Genomic DNA, 14,860 nt, shown 5'->3' on the forward strand with positions numbered 1-14,860 from the left:
TGCTCATGTCGAAGAAGGACAAGGCGAAAAAGGCCAAGATCGGGAACAAGGTCTACGAGGCGGAGTTGTTCCGGTTGCAGACCGAACTCGTGAAGCTCCAGGAATGGGTCCGTGACAGCGGCACCCGCGTCGTGGTCATCTTCGAAGGACGTGACGCTGCCGGCAAGGGCGGAACGATCAAGCGCATCACCGAGTATCTGAGCCCACGGATCGCACGGGTCGCCGCGCTCCCGGCGCCGACGGATCGTGAACGCGGACAGTGGTATTACCAGCGTTACGTCGCGCATCTGCCCGCGCCCGGCGAGATCGTCTTGTTCGACCGGTCCTGGTACAACCGCGCCGGCGTGGAGAAGGTCATGGGTTTCTGCACCCCCGAGGAGCACTCGCGGTTCCTGCGGCAGACCCCGATCTTCGAGCAGATGCTCATCGACGACGGCATCCTGCTGCGCAAGTACTGGTTCTCGGTGTCCGACGACGAACAGCTCAAGCGGTTCCGGTCACGCATGAACGACCCAGTGCGGCAATGGAAGCTGAGCCCGATGGATCTCGAGTCGGTGTACCGGTGGGAGGACTACTCGCGCGCCAAGGACGAGATGATGGTCCACACCGACACCGCGCTGAGTCCCTGGTACGTCGTCGAATCCGACGTGAAGAAGCATGCTCGCCTGAACATGATCTCGCATCTGCTGTCGACCATCGAGTACGCCGAGGTCCCCCGCCCCCGCGTGTCCCTGCCCAAGCATCCGATCGAGTCGGGCAACTATCACCGCCCGCCGCGCTCGCTGTCCAAGTACGTACCCGACCACGTGGCGACGCTGATCCGCACCGACCACTGATGTGGATCGGGTTCTGCGAGTTCGACTATCTGCTCGGTGACGTGCACTCGCTGAAACAGAAGCGGTCCGTGGTGCGACCGATCGTCGCCGACCTGCGCAAGCGGTACACGGTCTCGGCTGCCGAGGTCGGACACCTCGACGTCCATCGGCGAACCGTCATCGGGGTCAGTGCGGTGGCCGCCGACCGCGGACATGTCGTCGACGTGCTCGACGCCGTCGAACGTTCTGCGGCAGCCCATCCCGAAGTCGAGTTGCTGTCGGTGCGACGCCGGGTCGTCAGCTCGGAGGACTTCTGAGGTCGTCGACGACCCCGGCGGCAGCCGCGGCCCGGCGGTAGGCGGCCGCGAGGGACTCGACCGTCTCGTGCGCGTTCAGTCCGCTCGGGTTGGGGACCACCCAGAGTTCGGCCCCGTCCCACGTCTCGTCCTGCCGCCCCGGCACGGCATCGCGGCGCCCGAACGCGCTGCGATACGCGGTGATCCCGGCGACCGCGACAACCCGTGGGCGGATCTCACGAACCCGTTCGCGCAGGCGGCGTCCCCCCTTGCGGAACTCGTCGACGGTCAGTTCGGCGGCGGTCGCGGTGGCGCGTGGCACGACGTTGGTGATCCCCACGCCGCGGTCGAGCAGCATCGTCCGGTCGGTGTCGGACATGCCCGTCGATGCGTCGATCACGTGGTCGACGATGCCGGCCCGGGCGAGCGCCGGGTAGAACCGATTGCCGGGCCGGGCGAAATGCGCACCGGTGGCCGCGGTCCACAGGCCGGGGTTGATGCCGACGAACAGCAGCTTGCAGCCCTCGCCCACGAGGTCGTCGACGGTGCGGTCTCGGTAGGCGAGCAGGTCGGCCCGGGTGAATCCCATCAGGCACACCGGGTATCCGGCCGGGCGATGCGGGAACGCGTCAGGATGCCGTCTCCGCACCGTGTCGGGCCGACACGCAGAACTGGTTGCCGTCGGGGTCGGCGAGCGTCACCCACACGAAGCCGGGCATCTCACGATCGGCGATCCGGCTCGCGCCCGCCGCCACGAGTCGATCCACCTCCGTCTCGAGATCGTCGGTGGTCAGGTCGAGGTGGACGCGGTTCTTGCCGGGCGTGGGGTCCTCGACCTGCTGGAACGCGAACAGCGGCTCGCCCTCCCCGACCGCGACGACGATGAAGTAACCGTCGTTGTCCTCGACGATGCGGCCGCCGAGCTGCTCGGCCCACCACGTCGCCAGGGGCGCGGGCGCGAGTGCGTCGACGGTGATCATGCCCAGTGCGAGACTCATGCCTGCCAAGCTACTCCCGGCCACCGACATCCCCGGGCGGTCGCGGGCAGATCGTCGGCACGTTCGCCGCTAGCCGCCCGGAAGGACCCGATCACCACTTACACTCACGCTGATGCTCGAAATCTCCTATACGGTCTTGGGCGGCCTCGGGGCTCAGATCGGTTCCGACCCCGTCGAACTCGGCACGCGCAAGCAGCGGGCGACACTCGCCCAGCTGATCCTTGCCGAGGGTGTTCCGGTGCGCGCCGACAGTCTGATCGAGGGCATCTGGGGCGATTCGCCTCCGGAGCGCGCAGAGGTGTCGCTCCAGTCCTACATCTCGGGCCTGCGCAAAGTCCTCGAGCCGCATCGAAAGCCTCGGACTCCCTCCACGGTCCTGCTCACCCACGGGACGGGGTACAGCCTCCCGACGGCCGCCGACAACGTCGACGTGCGCCGGCTGACCGCCCGGGTCGGCGATGCTCGTGCATTGATGCAACAGGGCGACGCGGCGGGTGCCGCACCGCTGCTGCACCAGGTGCTCGCCGACTATCGTCCCCTGCTCCCCGAGTTCGAGGGCCTCGCCTTCCGGGACGAGGCCGCCGATCACCTCGACCGCATGCTGCAGGCGGCGCGGGAGATGTCCTTCGAGGCCCGCATGGCCGACGGCGACCACCGCCTGCTCGTCACCGAACTGGAGACCGAGGTCGAACGCGCGCCGCTCGACGAGGGTTTGTGGGTGCTGTTCGCCACCGCCCTCTACCGACTCGGCCGTCAGTCCGACGCACTCGGGGCGATCGCCACCGCCCGCCGGACCCTCGCCGAGGAGATCGGCGTCGACCCGGGACCCCGTCTCCGCACCCTCGAACGCGACATCCTCGACCACGCTCCGCATCTCGACGCCCCGGCCGCCACCGCCGCGGGCAAGGTGACGCTTGCGCCGGACGTCCCGACACCGGGCCCGCGGACGTCGGCGCAGTCGACGACGGACGAATCGGTCGACGACGCCGACCTCGACGACGCCCCGTCGGTGGTCGGCCGGACCGACGAACTCGCCGCGTTGCATCGGGCGGTGCTCGCCTCGATGACAGGACACGGCGGCGTGGTCGTGGTCGAGGGCGAACCGGGCGCGGGCAAGACGGCGCTCATCGACGAAGCCGGCCGTCGGGCCGCGGGCGCCGCCGACCTCCGGGTCCTGTGGGGGCGCTGCGTCGACGACCCGGCCGCACCCTCGATGTGGCCGTGGGTGCAGATCCTCGGTGCGGTCCTCCCCCGGCTCGATCCCGCCGATCGGGAACGACTCCTCGACAGTTCACTCGGCCGGATGGTGACCGAGGGCGTCAACGTGATCCCGCCGCCCCGGCAGATGCCCGACGCGGCCGCTCGATTCCAGTTCTACGACCAGGCCGCCGATCTCCTCGAGGGGGTGGCCGCAACGTCGAAGCTGATCATCGTGCTCGACGATCTGCAGTGGGCCGACGGTGCGTCTCTGGAGTTGTTCGCGCACATGGCCGCCCGACGCACCGCGGGGGTCACGTTCTTCGCCTCGTTGCGTTCGCCGTCGAACCGGCCCGTCGTCGCCACCACCCTGGCGACGCTGGCCCGGTTGCCGGAGCATCGCCGCCTCCACGTCGGCCCGCTCGGCGGCGACGACATCTCCGAGCTCATCCGGCGCGAGACCCGGCAGTGGCCGGAGGTCGCCACCGTGTCGTCGATCCAGCGACGCACCGGAGGCAACGCCTTCTTCGTGCGCGAACTCGCCCGCATCCTGGCCGACCGGGGGTCCATCGCGGGCAGCGCCGTCCCGTCCGGCATCCGTGATGTGGTGCGCCAGCGACTGGTCGGCATGTCCGCGGCGACGACCGAACTACTCGAACTCGCGTCCCTCATCGGGACCCGCGTGGACCTGGTCCTGCTGGCGACCGCCGCGAAGCGCCCGGTGGACGAGGCGCTCGACCTCCTCGAACCCGCGGGCGAGGCGGGTGTCATCGATCTCGGACCGGAGGATCCGTTCGGATTCGGCTTCAGTCACGACATCATCCGGGAGGCGATCGCGGACGGCATCGCCGCCATGCGCGCACGGCGACTGCATCTCGCGATCGCCGACGCCCTCGCCGGCAACTCCTCGCCGCATGCCGTGGCGAGAGTCGCGCGGCATCTGTGGTCCGCCGGGCCGCTGGCCGACCGTGAGCGCACCACGACCGCCCTCCTCGCGGCGGGGAACATCGCCCTGCGCACCTACGATTTCGACGGGGCGCGCCGGCATCTCGGGGATGCGGCGACGCTCGCCCGCGCGACGGGCGACCAGCAGGCGGAGCTCGTCGCGATCACCACCCAACTGGCCGGAGACGTCGCGGCGCACGGGTACTTCGCCGCCGATCCCGAGCTGCAGGACCGCGCCCGGATACTCGCTTCCGCCCTCGGCGACGCCCGGCTCCTCGCCACCCTCGACTACGCCCGCTGCGCGGCCCACATCCAGATCGCGGATGCACACACCGGCCACCGTCTCGCGGAGGATCTGCGTCGGCGCGCCGAGAGATCCGACGACCCGGTCGTCACCCATCTGGGCATGCACGCCGCCGGCATCGACGAGTTCACGCGCGGCAATTTCGGTGCGGCGCATCGCATCTTGGAGGACTATGCGCCGATCGACGTCGTCGTCGACGGTCTCCGTGACGATCAGCTCGCGATGGCCCGCGGTTTCCGCGCCTGGGCGGTGACCGTGCATCGCGGTGTCGGCGCCGGCCGGGACCTCTTCGCCGCGATGGCCGATGCCCATCCCGATCCACGGTCCCGGCTCGCCATGGCCATCTTCGCCGTCGGCGCGGCGTCGATGCTCGGCGACACGAGGTGGGTTCTGGACGCGGGCCCGGCCATCACGTCCGACGGCGTCGGGCCCCTCGCCTACCTCCGTCGCGGCGGAGAACGCATGTACTGGTGGGCGCGCGCCCTCACCGGCGACCTCGACGACGCCCTGGAGCACATCGAGCGACTGGGTGCCGACGAGGTCGGCATGGAGGATCACCCGCGGACAGGTGAGGGCTACTGGCTGGGTCTGCACGCCGAGGTCCTCGTCGTCGCCGGCAAGCTCACCGACGCCGCCACACTGCTCGAACGGGCCGACGACTTCGCCGACCGCACCGGTGAACGCTATGCCGACGCCCACCGCCTCCTCGTCCGCGCACGTTACGAGTACGCCAACGGGCGTCCGGCGTCCGTGGTCGGCGCCACGCTGGCAACCGCGCGCGACACCGCCCGCGCGCAGGAGGCGGACGGGTTGATCCGACGGATCGACTCAATGGCCACGACCTGGGGTCTGACGTCCCCGGCCTGAGTCGCCAAGTCCGTCTCAAGTCGCCTTCAAGGCCCGTCGGCGACCCTGATCAGGACTCCGGCGTCGTCCGGAGCCCGACGAACTCCGCCGGATCGTTCCGGCCGCGACCGAGGACCTGCCGATGCCCGCAACACCCGCCTCCTCCCTGCCCGAGCACGCCGAACGCCTCACCGTCCGGACCCGTACCTCGGTCCTTGCGCAACTACGCGACCGGATCGCCGGCGACGTCTTCGGCCCCGGCGATACCGGCTACCTCGACGCGCGATCCGGCTTCAACCGACTCGACGTGCACCGCCCGGCCGTGATCGCCGTGCCCGACAATCATTTCGACGTCGTGGAGGCGGTCCGCTTCGCCGTCGAGGAAGATCTACGCGTCGCCGTCCAGGCGACCGGTCACGGCACGGGGAGACCGGCCGACGGCGGACTGCTGATCAACACCTCCCGGCTCTCGTCGGTGAGCGTCGACCCCGTCACCCGGACCGCCCGGGTCGGCGCCGGCGCCCCATGGCGAACGGTCGTCGATGCGGCGGCGCCGTACGGTCTCGCGCCACTGATGGGCTCGGCCGGCGGGGTCGGGGCGGTCGGCTACACCCTCGGGGGCGGTTTCGGCTGGCTCGGTCGACGCCACGGCCTCTCGTCGGACCGCGTGCTCTCGTTCGACCTGGTGACTCCGGACGGGACGCCGATCCGGGTCACCGATACCAGTTTCCCGCACCTCTTCTGGGCGTTGCGGGGCGCCGGCGCCGGCGGTCTCGGTGTCGTGACGTCCATGGAGATCGCGCTCGTCGAGGTGTCGACCGTGTACGCCGGCAACCTCTTCTATCCGGCCGCCGACGCCGAGGAGATCATCCGCCGGTTCCGCGACTGGGCGCCCGCCCAGTCCGAGGAGCTGACGTCGGCCGTCGCGATTCTCAACCTCCCGCCCACGGACGACGTCCCGGCGCCGCTACGCGGCCGGAGCTTCGCAGTCGTGCGGGGCTGCTGGTCCGGGGACCTCGACGCCGGTCGCGCGGTCGTCGACGAATGGCGCAGGTGGCGCACGCCGGTCGTCGACATGTGGGGTGCGCTGCCGTTCGCGGCGATCGACGCCGTCAGCATGGACCCGACCGAGCCGATGCCGGTGATGGTCACCACCGAATGGTTCGACGATCTCCCCGACGAGGCGGTCGACATCGTCGCCGCGCGGGTCCGGCCGGCCCCGGCGTCGGCGCCGCTCATCGTGTGCGGCGAGATCCGCCACGCCGGCGGAGCGATCGCTCGCAGCGCGGACAACGCGCCCAACGATCGGGGGCGACAGGGCCGGTTCCTTCTCGAACTCGTTGCGGCGGTGCCCGATCCGCACGTCGCATTGGCCGTCGAGTCGACGTTGCGGGTGACCCGCGCCGAGCTCGAGCCCTACGTGACCGGCGCCGCCTACCTCAACTTCACCTCGGGCTCCGAACGCGTCGCCCGGGCCGCGGACGCGTTCGGCGCGGACAACCGTCGCCGGCTCGACGAGATCAAGGCCGCCCTCGACCCGGCGAATCGCTTCTGTCACGGCGACCTGTGATCGGCCGATCGGACAGCGCACTTGCCCCGGGTGGCCGGATGTGGACTGATGGTCGGCATGTCTGAACTGTCCGGACCCCGGCACGATCGCACGCCAGACACCCGGCCCCTGCTCGTCGTGGACGCCGCCAACGTCGTGGGTTCGGTGCCCGACGGGTGGTGGCGCGATCGCCGCGGAGCCACCGAACGGTTGCGGACGCGTCTCGATTCCGTCGCCGTCGGCGGACTCGAAGGACTGCCGGGGCCACTCGAGGTGGTGCTGGTCGTCGAGGGTCGGGCCCGCGGTGTCGTGGCGAGCGAACAGGTCCGGATCGTCGACGCGCCGGGTTCGGGGGACGACACGATCGTCGGCGTCGTCGCGGATTCGGATCCTCGTCGCGAGCGCATCGTGGTCACTGCCGACCGTGAATTGCGGGCCAGAGTCGCGCAACTCGGCGCTCGGACGATCGGCCCCGCCGCCATCCCGAGATGACCGGGGCCGGGATCGACCGTCCTTTTGACGTCCGATTTCTCCGTTCTGGTGGCAGTGGGATGCCACCCGCCCGATAATCCTCAGAGTGTCGGCGACTGCCGACAACGGGAGGATTCCATGACCGAAGTCGATGTCCTGATCGCCGGCGCCGGCCCCATCGGCTTGACCGCCGCCATCGAGCTGCGCAGGCGCGGAGTCCGCGTGCGGATCGTCGATCCGCTCCTCGAACCCCCGCAGTACGCCAAGGCGGTCGGGATCCAACCGCGGACGCTCGAGGTCTTCGAGAGCATGGGCGTCGTGGGACAGGTCCTCGACGCCGGGCTCGAGATGCGCGGACAACTCGTCTACGTCAACGGAAGTCAGGTCTCGCGGGTCGATCTGTCGACGCCACCGGATGTGCCCTACCGATTCCACCTGCTCCCCCAGTACGCGACCGAACGGATCCTGCGTGAGCGCTTGACCGATCTGGGTACCGAGATCGACCGGGGTACCGCCGTGTCCGCGTTCGACCAGGACGCAGACGGGGTGACCGTGACCCTCACGGGCCCGGACGGGGACACGACCATCCGGGCGGGCTATCTGCTCGGCGCCGACGGCGCCCACAGCGTGGTGCGCAAGGGACTCGGGCTGTCCTTCGAAGGCGCGGCCTTCACCGAGCAGTACATGCTCGGCGACGTCGTGGCGGACTGGTCGATGCCCCAGGGGTACGCAATCCGCTCGATGCACCAGACCGCGGACGGCACGACCGACGACCAGCTGGTGTGCATTCCCCTTCCCGGCCGCGGCCGCTACCGGATGTCGATGCTCGTCCCCGACGAACTCGCGGTCGCACCGACCACCAGCGGAGACGGTGTGGCGCACGGTTTCGAGGGAACCAGGGCGCCGGAACTGTCCCACATCCAGGCCGTGGTCGACCGCCTCGCACCGGAACCCGCGACGGTGTCGAACCTGCGCTGGTCCTCGGTGTTCCGGATCAGTCACCGCATCGTCGATTCCTACGGTCGTGGACGCGTGTTCGTCGCCGGCGACGCCGCCCACATCCACCCACCCACGGGTGCGCAGGGGATGAACACCGGCGTGCAGGATGCGCACAACCTCGCCTGGAAGCTCGCCCTCGCCGTCGCGGGTGTCGGCTCCGACGGACTCCTCGACAGCTACGACCTCGAACGTCGGCCCGTCGGCGAGGAGGTCGTGGGACGCACGGTCCGGGACGCCCGCGAAGGCATCGGCACCGATTCCAACGACTTGGACTTCGTCATGCGGCGCGAGGGCCAATTGCTGATCTCCTACGCCGACAGTCCGCTCGTCGCCGGGTCGGCGGTGCCGACGGCGCCGGCCGCGCCGCGCGCTGGTGAACGCGCACCGGATGCCGCCGGCCTCAGCCGCGATTCCGTCAATTTCCCGCTGCGACTGTTCGACGTGATCGGCGGCGTCGACCATTCGCTGGTCCTGTACGCCGACCCCACCGCCGGCGCCGACGAGGTCGCGGTGCTCGAATCACTAGCCGACGAGATGTCGGCGAAGGCGCACGGCCACATCGACATCCATGTGATCGCCGCGCCGACCGCGCAGGTCGGCAGCACCGAGCTACCGCTGCTCCGGGACACCGACGGCCGCTTCGCCGATGGCTACCGCCCCGACGGTTCGACGGTGTTCGTCATCCGGCCCGACGGGTATGTCGGGTACCGCGGGCCGACCAGCGACGGTAAGGCCGCGCTGCGTCACCTCGAGGGCACCTTCGGGTAGCGGCTGCACCTCACATCGGCCCGCCGCCGGTGTCGGTCGATCTCTGTCCGTCCGGGGCCACCGGCCGCGCACGCCGTAACGTTGGGGATCGTGACCAGCAGACCGGCACCCAACCACCCCTTGTTCCGGGCCGCGGGCGTGCTCGCCGACCGCATCGGCACCTCGGTCCGGCAGCGCTCCGCCGAGTCACGTCTCGGCCGCGCGATGGGTGCCGGCGAGGTGATCTACCTGGTGGCACCGGCCGGTCACCCGAACTACGGCGACGAACTGATCGCGCGAACCTGGTTGCGGCACCTGACCCGGGTGCGTCCGAATGCCACGGTCGTGCTGGACTGCCACAGCCCGGGTACGGCCACGACGCTGCTGCGCGATGCCCACCCGAACATGCTCGTCGTCGACACCCTGTGGCAGTTGACGACTTTCGCCGCGGAGGCCGAACAACCCGCGCCCTGGGAGTGGGTCGCCGCCGCCGCCCTCGACTCCGGTCTGGCGCCGCGACTGACCGCCGGGATCGACCTCCTGGAGTCGGCGACCACCATCCACCTTCTGGGCGGCGGCTACCTCAATACCGTGTGGCCACACCATGTCTCGTTGTTCGTCGCAGCTGCCGCGGTGGCCCGGCGCTCCGGGGCGCGCCTCGCCGCGACGGGTCAGGGACTCGTTCCCGCGCTGCAGGGCCCAGCGTGCGCGGCGTTGACCGAGGCGTTCGCCGCATTCGACGTCGTGGACGTGCGCGACACCGCGTCGTACGACGTACTCGACGGCATCATCGGCGCACGTCATTCCGGGGACGACGCGTGGCTGACCCTCCACCGGCCCCGGCCTCCGCTGTATCGAGAGATGGACACACCGGCCGAGAACGGCGTCGTGCTGTGCCTGCAGTCCGACCTCACCGAGAAGTTCGCCGGACCGCGGGCGACCGGCGTCGAGGCCCTGGCCGACTTCGTGCGGGCAACGCTCGACTCCTGGGACGTGCCCGGTTCGGCGGTCACCGTCGTCGAGGGAATCCCGGGACACGATTACGAGGTTCCCTACCGGCTCGGAACACGTCTGGCCGGTGCCACCGTGCGCACCTTCCGCGACGTCTGGAACGACGGGTTGCCCGCCGGTCACCACAACACCTGGATCAGCACGCGGTTCCACCCGCACCTGATGGCCGCGGCCGCGGGCGATCCCGGGATCGCGGTCGCGGCGATGCCGGGTTACTACACCACCAAACATTGGTCACTGGTCGAGGCCGGCTCGGACTGGACGGTGGTGGATTCCGGTACGTCCGTCCCGGACCGGCCGTACGGGCGGGGTTTCGACCCGGTGGCGCGGGAGCGGGCCGTCGCCTCGAAGCTCGCCACGGCCGTCGACATCTACCCGGTCTCGCCGGCGCTGGCGCACCGCATCTGACATACCCGCCCCGGACGTTGTCCCATTTGCGCCAAGTCGCCTCGGTGCGCCGACCTGCCGTTAGAGTGACCACATGAGCCGAAACCCCGTGCGCGCCACGGCCCTCCTCCGCATGCATGGACGATCGGTGCAGCGGCCGTACTCGGCCTCGTCGCATGCTCACCCTCGGAGACGGCATCCGGTGCGGGATCGTCGAGTGCAGCGCCCGGCTCGGGTCAGACGACCTCGGTGCCGGCCGACACCGCGGCGGCGTTCCAGAAGGCGATCGACGACACCCGGGCCGCCGGGAATCTCCCCGGCGTCATCGCCCGGGTCATCTCACCGGCCGGAACCTGGACGGGGACGTCCGGGGTCCGGGCGGCCGGCGGGGACGATCCCATCCGGGCGGCGGATCACACCCGCATCGGCTCGCTCACCAAGACGATGACGGCCACCCTGCTGCTGCAGCTCGTCCAGGAGGGCCGCGTCTCGCTCGACGACCGCATCGACAGGTTCGTCCCGGACGCCCCGAACGGCAGCGCGACGTTGCGCCAGGTCGCCGACATGACCAGCGGCATCCCGTCGTACACCGCGTCCGAGTCCTTCGACCGGAAGTTCTTCGCCGACCCCGAATCCGTCTGGACGCCCACCGAACTGGTGGACACCGCGAAGGCGCTGCCACCCAGCTTTCCGCCCGGGCAGGGCTGGGAGTACTCCAACACTACTTACGTCCTGCTGGGCCTGGTCATCGAGAAGGTGCTCGCGAAACCCATCGGCGAGGTCTTCGCCGACCGGATCTTCACGCCCCTGGGCATGGACGAGTCCTCGTGGCCCGGCGGGTCGGTCGAGATCCCCGACCCACACCTCGACGGCCTCACCGACCAGGGCCAGCCCGACGGGCAGACGGTCGACTCGACGCGCTGGAATCCGTCCTTCGCGTCCACCGCCGGTGCCGTCATCTCGACCGTAGACGACCTGCAGACCTGGGGTGAGGCCTTGTTCACCGGGCAGGGCGTCCTGAATCCGGCGACCCAACAACTGCGCCGGGACTCGATTCTCACCTCGCCGCCACCGAACACCGCCACCTCCGGATACGGCATCGGTATCGGCAACCGCGACGGATGGTGGGGTCACGACGGGGATTTCCCCGGATACAACACCTCGTTGTTCCACAACTACGATTCGGACACGACGATCATCATCGTGATCAACACCGACGACGCGATGACGGTCGACGGCAAGTCGACGACCCCGGTCAGCGCCGTCCAGGCCGGCCTCATCGCCGCGCTGCCCTGAGACCCCGGTCCCGGCGTAAGGTCGGCGCATGGCCAGAACAGTCGCGAAAGCCGATGGTGTCGACCGTGCCGAACTGCTGGAGTTCATCCGGCCGCGCCACCACATGATCCTCAGCACCGTCCGCTCCAACGGCAGCCCGCAGATGTCGCCGGTCACCGGTGGGGTCGACGAGCAGGGCCGCATCGTCATCTCGACCTATCCCGGCCGGGCGAAGGCGGCGAACCTCCGGCACACGCCGGTGGCCAGTGTCGTGGTGCTCTCCGACGACTTCAACGGCGCCTGGGTCCAGGTCCACGGTGATGCCGAGGTCCTCGACATGCCCGAGGCCGAGGACGCGCTCGTCGACTACTTCCGCAGCATCTCCGGTGAGCACCCCGATTGGGACGAGTACCGAGCGGCGATGCGAACACAGGGCAAGTCGCTGATCCGCATCACGCCGACGAGGTGGGGTCCGGTGGCCACCGGCGGATTCCCCGCCGAGGTCGCGGCCCGGCTCGACGCGCAGGACCGATGAGCGCACCGGCCCGCCGGACGGACCCGATCGGTTGACCACCGGCGCCGACATCGAGATCCGCGGGTTGACGAAAAGCTATGGCGGACACCGCGTTCTCGACGGCATCGATCTCGAGATACCCGCCGGCAGCGTGACCGCCCTGCTGGGGCCGAACGGTTCCGGCAAGACCACGACCGTCGGCATCGCGTCGACCCTGTTCCCCGCCGACTCGGGGACGGTGACGATCGGCGGATACGACACGGTCGCGCAGACGCGTGCGGTGCGCGCGATGATCGGTGTCACCGGCCAGTCGGTCGCGGTCGACGAATTGTTCAGCGGGCGGGACAATCTGGTGCTCATGGCCGACCTACGACGGCTGGGCCGACGCAACGGACAGGCCCGCGCCCAGGAGTTGATCGAGCAGTTCGATCTGGTCGCGGCCGCCGACCGCGCGGTGTCGACCTACTCCGGCGGCATGCGTCGGCGCCTCGATCTCGCCATGACTCTGGTGTCCATTCCGCGAGTGATCTTCCTCGACGAACCGACCACGGGTCTCGACCCCAGGAGTCGACGGATGCTGTGGGAGACCATCTCCCGGCTCGCCGCCGAAGGCGTCACGATCTTCCTCACCACGCAGTACCTCGAGGAGGCCGACCAGCTCGCCGACCGCATCGCCGTCCTGGACCACGGCCACATCGTGGCCGAGGGCACCGCCGCCGAATTGAAGAGCCGGGTGCACGACTCCGAGGTGCGCCTGACCTTCGCCGACCGCGACTCCTTCGACAAGGCGGCATCGCTTCTGCCGGATGCGCGTCCGGTTCCCGAAGCACGACGCCTCGACATCGCGACCGACGACACCGTCACCACTGTCCGCACCACCTTGAACCAGCTGGAGGCCGCCGGCATCACGGTCACCGACGTCGGTGTCCACGCCCCGACCCTCGACGATGTGTTCTTCGCGCTCACCGGCAATCCCGCTTCCGCGGCCGCCGATGCCGACACCGGCGAACCCGGTGCCACCGACCCGGATCCGTCCGGAGCCGCCTCATGACGACCCTGGCACACACGGTGTCGGATTCGCGGGTCATGGTCCGCCGCAACGTTCGGCGGCTCATCAAGTTCCCGGTGCTCACCGTGATGCTGGTCGGCATCCCGGTGGTCTTCCTGCTGCTGTTCGTCTTCGTGTTCGGGGGCCAGCTCGGCGCCGGGATGACCACGCAGTCCGGCGACAGCGGGCGGGCCGCCTACCTCGACTATGTGGTGCCCGGGATCGTGCTGGTCACTGTCGCGTCGGCGGTTCAGGGCACCGCCATCGTCGTTGCCATGGACATGACCTCGGGGATCATCAACCGTTTCCGCACCATGGACATCGCTCGCTCCGCTGTCCTCACCGGTCACGTACTCGCCAGCCTCCTGCAGGCGCTGTTCAGCATCGTCGTGGTCCTCGCCGTCGCGGTCGGTATCGGATTCCGGCCGTCGGCCGGTCCGCTCGACTGGCTGGGCGCGCTCGGCGTGACTTCCGTGTTCTCCGTCGCGCTGATCTGGCTCTCGGTCTACCTCGGGCTGGCGGCCAAGAGCGTCGAGACCGCCAGCAACACACCGATGTTCCTCACGATCCTGCCGTTCCTCAGCACGGGTTTCGTACCGGCCGAATCCCTACCCACCGGGTTGCGGCAATTCGCCGAGTACCAGCCCTTCACCCCCGTCATCGAGGTCCTGCGCGGAACCCTCACCGACGCTCCGGTCCCCACCGCGAGTGTTGTCGCCTCGCTCGCCTGGAGTCTCGCCATCGGCGGGGCCGCATACTTTCTCGCGCTGCGAACCTATGAGCGGCGACGCATTCCCGGATAGTGTCGAGGGCGTGCCCGAGAAGGTGGACTTCAAGAAGACGCTGGACTCGTACAAGGCGCGGCGCGGCCAGTTCCGCATTCTCGACGTTCCGGCCATGCGCTACCTGATGATCGACGGATCGGGCGACCCCAACTCGACACCACAGTTCGCGGCGTCGATCGAGACGCTGTATCCGGTTGCGTACAAGCTGAAGTTCGCAAGCAGTCGTGAACTCGGCCGTGACTACGTCGTCCCGCCCCTCGAGGGGCTCTGGTGGGCCGACGACATGAGCACCTTCACCGGCGCCCGGGACAAGGGCCGCTGGAGTTGGACGCTCATGCTGATGGTTCCCGACTGGATCGGCGAGGACCTGCTCGACGCCGCTGTTCTCGAGGCCGGCGCGACGAAGCCCCCGCCGCGTCTCGCCGATCTACGCACGGAGTCGTTGGACGAGGGGTCGTGTGTTCAGACACTGCACCACGGGCCCTTCGACGACGAGGGGCCGGTGCTGGCCGAGATGCACGATCGGTTCATACCCGACAACGGCTTACGCATGTCGGGCCGTCACCATGAGATCTACTTCAGCGACTTCCGCCGAGTAGCTCCGGAGAAACTTCGGACCCTGCTGCGTCAACCGGTCGAGTCCTCCACCATCCCGTAGCGAAAGATGCTTCAT

General features: G+C 69.5%; 14 protein-coding genes. 12 read left to right on the forward strand and 2 right to left on the reverse strand.

The annotated features are described in order from the left end of the window. The first annotated feature begins 5 nt into the window (after positions 1-5). Both ppk2 and MVF96_RS13840 read left to right on the forward strand, forming a co-directional pair. Positions 6-836, forward strand: coding sequence for a polyphosphate kinase 2 (gene ppk2 / locus MVF96_RS13835; RefSeq protein ID WP_058253227.1), 831 nt, complete (start codon positions 6-8; stop codon positions 834-836). Next, positions 836-1,132, forward strand: a complete 297-nt coding sequence (locus tag MVF96_RS13840; protein WP_058253180.1) for a DUF503 domain-containing protein — start codon at positions 836-838, stop codon at positions 1,130-1,132. Before ppk2 ends, MVF96_RS13840 begins: the two co-directional genes overlap by 1 nt. On the opposite strand, the gene MVF96_RS13845 is transcribed toward MVF96_RS13840, so the two are convergent. Next, a complete protein-coding gene (locus MVF96_RS13845) occupies positions 1,113-1,700 on the reverse strand; it encodes a mismatch-specific DNA-glycosylase (RefSeq protein WP_247449375.1) in 588 nt (195 codons plus the stop codon). The two genes, MVF96_RS13840 and MVF96_RS13845, sit on opposite strands and share 20 nt — an antisense overlap. Before the next feature lie 40 nt (positions 1,701-1,740). Continuing rightward, on the reverse strand, positions 1,741-2,109 hold the full coding sequence (locus tag MVF96_RS13850; RefSeq protein ID WP_159370945.1) for a VOC family protein: 369 nt from the start codon (positions 2,107-2,109) through the stop codon (positions 1,741-1,743). Between the two features lie 112 nt (positions 2,110-2,221). On the opposite strand from MVF96_RS13850, the gene MVF96_RS13855 reads away from it, so the two are divergent. The 10 genes from MVF96_RS13855 to MVF96_RS13900 all read left to right on the forward strand — a co-directional run bounded on the left by MVF96_RS13855 (position 2,222) and on the right by MVF96_RS13900 (position 14,845). Next, positions 2,222-5,422, forward strand: coding sequence for an ATP-binding protein (locus MVF96_RS13855; RefSeq protein WP_247449377.1), 3,201 nt, complete (start codon positions 2,222-2,224; stop codon positions 5,420-5,422). Positions 5,423-5,543: 121 nt separating this feature from the next. Then, positions 5,544-6,971, forward strand: coding sequence for an FAD-binding oxidoreductase (locus MVF96_RS13860; RefSeq protein WP_247449379.1), 1,428 nt, complete (start codon positions 5,544-5,546; stop codon positions 6,969-6,971). Positions 6,972-7,028: 57 nt separating this feature from the next. Further along, a complete protein-coding gene (locus MVF96_RS13865; RefSeq protein ID WP_247449381.1) occupies positions 7,029-7,442 on the forward strand; it encodes a hypothetical protein in 414 nt (137 codons plus the stop codon). 117 nt (positions 7,443-7,559) lie between these two features. Further along, positions 7,560-9,188: an FAD-dependent monooxygenase gene (locus tag MVF96_RS13870; protein ID WP_247449383.1), complete on the forward strand. Its 1,629-nt coding sequence runs from the start codon at positions 7,560-7,562 to the stop codon at positions 9,186-9,188. A gap of 90 nt (positions 9,189-9,278) precedes the next feature. Further along, on the forward strand, positions 9,279-10,586 hold the full coding sequence (locus MVF96_RS13875; protein ID WP_247449385.1) for a polysaccharide pyruvyl transferase family protein: 1,308 nt from the start codon (positions 9,279-9,281) through the stop codon (positions 10,584-10,586). 228 nt (positions 10,587-10,814) lie between these two features. Continuing rightward, positions 10,815-11,861 carry a serine hydrolase domain-containing protein gene (locus tag MVF96_RS13880; RefSeq protein ID WP_247449387.1) on the forward strand — a complete coding sequence of 349 codons (1,047 nt, stop codon included), beginning with the start codon at positions 10,815-10,817 and terminating at the stop codon, positions 11,859-11,861. Positions 11,862-11,889: 28 nt separating this feature from the next. After that, the gene (locus MVF96_RS13885) at positions 11,890-12,375 is read left to right on the forward strand and encodes a PPOX class F420-dependent oxidoreductase (RefSeq protein ID WP_058253174.1); all 486 of its coding nucleotides are present in this window, start codon (positions 11,890-11,892) and stop codon (positions 12,373-12,375) included. Positions 12,376-12,406: 31 nt separating this feature from the next. Beyond that, positions 12,407-13,405, forward strand: a complete 999-nt coding sequence (locus tag MVF96_RS13890) for an ATP-binding cassette domain-containing protein (protein ID WP_078113816.1) — start codon at positions 12,407-12,409, stop codon at positions 13,403-13,405. After that, positions 13,402-14,205 carry an ABC transporter permease gene (locus MVF96_RS13895; protein WP_078113817.1) on the forward strand — a complete coding sequence of 268 codons (804 nt, stop codon included), beginning with the start codon at positions 13,402-13,404 and terminating at the stop codon, positions 14,203-14,205. Before MVF96_RS13890 ends, MVF96_RS13895 begins: the two co-directional genes overlap by 4 nt. Positions 14,206-14,215: 10 nt before the next feature. Next, the gene (locus tag MVF96_RS13900; RefSeq protein WP_078113831.1) at positions 14,216-14,845 is read left to right on the forward strand and encodes a GyrI-like domain-containing protein; all 630 of its coding nucleotides are present in this window, start codon (positions 14,216-14,218) and stop codon (positions 14,843-14,845) included. Positions 14,846-14,860 lie beyond the last annotated feature (15 nt).

The sequence above is a fragment of the Gordonia hongkongensis genome (assembly GCF_023078355.1).
Lineage (GTDB): Bacteria > Actinomycetota > Actinomycetes > Mycobacteriales > Mycobacteriaceae > Gordonia > Gordonia hongkongensis.

Excerpts from the sequence above, each read along its gene's own strand:
- ppk2 (WP_058253227.1), top strand. The coding sequence starts at position 6 with ATGTCGAAGAAGGACAAGGCGAAAAAGGCCAAGATCGGGAACAAGGTC.
- MVF96_RS13840 (WP_058253180.1), top strand. The coding sequence starts at position 836 with ATGTGGATCGGGTTCTGCGAGTTCGACTATCTGCTCGGTGACGTGCAC.
- MVF96_RS13845 (WP_247449375.1), bottom strand. The coding sequence starts at position 1,700 with ATGGGATTCACCCGGGCCGACCTGCTCGCCTACCGAGACCGCACCGTC.
- MVF96_RS13850 (WP_159370945.1), bottom strand. The coding sequence starts at position 2,109 with ATGAGTCTCGCACTGGGCATGATCACCGTCGACGCACTCGCGCCCGCG.
- MVF96_RS13855 (WP_247449377.1), top strand. The coding sequence starts at position 2,222 with ATGCTCGAAATCTCCTATACGGTCTTGGGCGGCCTCGGGGCTCAGATC.
- MVF96_RS13860 (WP_247449379.1), top strand. The coding sequence starts at position 5,544 with ATGCCCGCAACACCCGCCTCCTCCCTGCCCGAGCACGCCGAACGCCTC.
- MVF96_RS13865 (WP_247449381.1), top strand. The coding sequence starts at position 7,029 with ATGTCTGAACTGTCCGGACCCCGGCACGATCGCACGCCAGACACCCGG.
- MVF96_RS13870 (WP_247449383.1), top strand. The coding sequence starts at position 7,560 with ATGACCGAAGTCGATGTCCTGATCGCCGGCGCCGGCCCCATCGGCTTG.
- MVF96_RS13885 (WP_058253174.1), top strand. The coding sequence starts at position 11,890 with ATGGCCAGAACAGTCGCGAAAGCCGATGGTGTCGACCGTGCCGAACTG.
- MVF96_RS13895 (WP_078113817.1), top strand. The coding sequence starts at position 13,402 with ATGACGACCCTGGCACACACGGTGTCGGATTCGCGGGTCATGGTCCGC.